Origin of the sequence: Nonomuraea sp. NPDC049784 (assembly GCF_040659615.1) — a bacterium.
Taxonomy (GTDB): Bacteria; Actinomycetota; Actinomycetes; order Streptosporangiales; family Streptosporangiaceae; genus Nonomuraea.
Genome location: NZ_JBFAMX010001157.1, coordinates 1 through 1,646 on the forward strand (window position 1 = coordinate 1; position 1,646 = coordinate 1,646).

The window sequence follows — 1,646 nt, forward strand, 5'->3', positions numbered from 1 at the left end:
GCTGGCAGGCGTGCTCGACCTCGTCCAGGGCGACAGGCGGTGGCTCAGCGCCGGCGCCGTGGCCTCCGCGCTCGGGAGGCACGCGCCCGCGGCCCTCGACCGCCCCGCCGCACTCGACCACGATGCGGGGCCGGATGACCTCGGCGGCGGCACCAGTGACGAGGACGTGCGTCTGTACGCGGAGGCATCACCCCTCCTCCGGCTCCCGCTCGGCGTACGCCAGCTCATCGTCCAGGGCGCCGCCGACGACCTGGACCTGGTCGACTTCAGCCGCCGCTACGCACGGGCCGCCGAGGAGTCCGGCGACGACGTGACCTACGTCGAAATGCCCGGCGACCACTTCGACGTCATCCGCCCCGCCACCCCGATCTGGCAGGCCACGGCCCGCGCCATCGTGAGCGCGCTGAGATAGCCCTGACCGGATGGACAAAACGGACAACCCATAGCATATCGGGGTGATCGTCGGAGAAATGCTCGGCCTGCTCGGAGCCGGTGTCGCGGCCGGGGTGGTGAGCACGGTCGTCAGCCTCGCCTCGATCGTCTCCTATCCGGCGCTCCTGGCCTTCGGCCTGCCCCCGCTGACCGCGAACGTCACCAACACCGTGGCCCTCGTCTTCACCGGCATCGGCGCGGCCGCCGGTTCGCGGCCCGAGCTGGCCGGTGAGGGCGGCCGGGTGCTCAAGCTCGGTCCAGTGGCCGCGGTCGGCGGGGCGACGGGCGCGTTGCTGCTGCTGGTGACCCCGTCAAGGACGTTCGAGCTGATCGCGCCATGGCTGATCGCGATGGCCTCGCTGCTGCTGGTCAGGCCGCCGTCGGGGCGGGTGCACGGCGAGCACGGCCTGCTGGGGCGGGTGGCGCTGTTCGCCGTGACGATCTACACCGGGTATTTCGGCGCGGCCGGAGGGCTGATGGTGTTCGCCGTGCTGGCCTTCATGCTGGACCATTCGGCGGCCAAGCTGAACGCGATGAAGAACGTGATGTCCGGGCTGGCGAACGCGGTGGCGGCGCTCGGGTTCGCGCTGTTCGGGCCGGTGAACTGGGGCGCGGCGGTGCCGCTGGCGGCCGGGTTTCTGGTAGGGGGGTGGATCGGGCCGACGATCGCCCGCAGGCTGCCGGGCAACAGCCTGCGCTATGTGGCAGCGGCCTGCGGGCTGGCGGTGGCGATCAAACTGGGCTGGGACTCGTACTCGCGCTGATCCCCAGATCCGCGTCGTGCGCCCCGGTGGCGAGCGCGGCGAAGCGGGCCGTGACCCGGCGCCAGATCGGCGTGGACACCGGCTCGTCGGCCACCGCCCTCGCGTAGACCACCTCGGGGTCGAACCCGTCCGGCGACCACTCCCGGATGCGTGCGGGCAGCACCTCGGGGTGGAACTGCACGCCCCAGGCCCGCTCGCCCACCCGGAACGCCTGGTACGGGCACGCGCTCGTCTCCGCCAGCCAGACGGCCCCGCCGGGCAGCCGGGTGATCGCGTCCTTGTGGTGCTCGACCGCGGGCACCACCCCGGGCAACCCGTGGAACAGCGGGTCGTCGGCGGCCTCGGGACGGATCGTGAGCGGCAGGCTGCCGTTCTCCGGCGCCCCGGCGTCGCCGGTCACCTCGCCACCAGCGACCTCCGCGAGCAGCTGGCCGCCCAGGCAGATGCCGA

2 protein-coding genes and 1 pseudogene are annotated in these 1,646 nt (G+C 73.0%); 2 read left to right on the top strand and 1 reads right to left on the bottom strand.

The genetic code is table 11. The annotated features are described in order from the left end of the window. Together AB0J09_RS64285 and AB0J09_RS64290 are read left to right on the top strand one after the other, a co-directional pair. Positions 1 to 412: pseudogene (locus AB0J09_RS64285) on the top strand (hypothetical protein); the annotation flags it as partial. Positions 413 to 455: 43 nt separating this feature from the next. After that, positions 456 to 1,196: a sulfite exporter TauE/SafE family protein gene (locus tag AB0J09_RS64290; protein WP_360714281.1), complete on the top strand. Its 741-nt coding sequence runs from the start codon at positions 456 to 458 to the stop codon at positions 1,194 to 1,196. Here the strand turns inward: AB0J09_RS64290 and AB0J09_RS64295 are convergent. Beyond that, positions 1,165 to 1,646, bottom strand: a 482-nt coding sequence (locus AB0J09_RS64295) for a type 1 glutamine amidotransferase (protein WP_360714283.1), incomplete at its 5' end; no start/stop codon positions are given. The genes AB0J09_RS64290 and AB0J09_RS64295 overlap by 32 nt on opposite strands.